Annotated in this window: 2 protein-coding genes; both read right to left on the reverse strand. The window is 49.4% G+C overall.

All coding sequences use genetic code 11. From position 1 onward, the window contains the following. Window positions 1-929: DNA polymerase III subunit gamma/tau (gene dnaX / locus A3751_RS20045; RefSeq protein WP_068458682.1), on the reverse strand; the 929-nt coding region annotated here is incomplete at its 3' end. A gap of 76 nt (window positions 930-1,005) precedes the next feature. After that, a partial coding sequence (locus A3751_RS23220) for a hypothetical protein (protein ID WP_197466550.1) occupies window positions 1,006-1,213 on the reverse strand: 208 nt, incomplete at its 5' end.

The raw sequence follows: 1,213 nt of genomic DNA on the forward strand, positions 1-1,213 counted from the left end.
TCCTGATCGCCTTGACTATTGTCCGTCACGCCCGGCACAGCTTGCTCAACCGCAACACGATGAAAAACAGAAACGATAATTTCTAGTACAGCCGCATAATCTGGGGCGAACTCAGCCAAATCTGACACCACATTCAGTAACGCTTTTGGGTCACGTGCGACAAGCATATTCAAAAGTCGGTAGACCTTTTTCTGATCAACGGTACCCAGCATCGCGCTGACCGGCGCTTCCTGGAGGTCTCCTTGCGTATATGCAATGGCCTGATCAGTAAGACTCAACGCGTCTCGCATACTGCCATCAGCGCCGCGAGCAAGCGCCCACAAAGCAGCCTCTTCTGACTGAACCTGCTCTTGAGAAAGCACAAATTTAAGGTGACTGACGATCTTCTCCGGAGTCATATTCTTCAGGTTAAACTGAAGGCAGCGTGAGAGAATCGTTATTGGTAGCTTTTGTGGGTCGGTCGTTGCGAACAGAAACTTTACATGCTCTGGCGGCTCTTCAAGCGTTTTAAGCAAGGCATTAAAACTGTGCCCAGAAAGCATGTGTACTTCGTCTATCAGGTAGATCTTAAAAAGCCCTTGCGTTGGCGCATATTGGACATTTTCAAGGAGTTCGCGCATGTCTTCTACTTTGGTGCGCGACGCGGCATCGATCTCTATCAGGTCGACATAACGACCCTGCTCAATCGACATGCAAGCACTGCACTGACCACACGGCTCAGAAGTAATCCCTTTGTCACAACTCAAACATCGGGCGAGAATACGCGCGATGGTGGTTTTACCAACACCTCGAGTCCCGGTGAAAAGATACGCGTGGTGCAAACGCTGAGAATCCAACGCATGCACAAGAGCTTGCAGAACATGCTCCTGGCCTACCATTTGTTTGAAGTTTGTAGGTCGCCATTTTCTGGCAAGAACCTGATAGCTCATGACGTTAACTTATGACGTGGCAATGAGGAAATTAAGTGCGCTCTATCTTACACGCTCACGAGCCTGATAAACAGAGTTAGTCTTTGAGTTTGATGCACTCAAGACGATGACGGTAGGTCTGCAAAACCTTCACCGCAGCGGCCAGCTGGCTTAGATCGAAATCGTCTTCAAACTGCTCAAAACCAGGCTTCATTGCCTCTCTTAGTCGAACCAATGCTGCCTCACCACTCGGGGTAAGTTCGTAATGCGCGTGAATAGCAGGATGATGCTCGTCCCCTTTAACG

The organism is Oleiphilus sp. HI0080, from assembly GCF_001635135.1.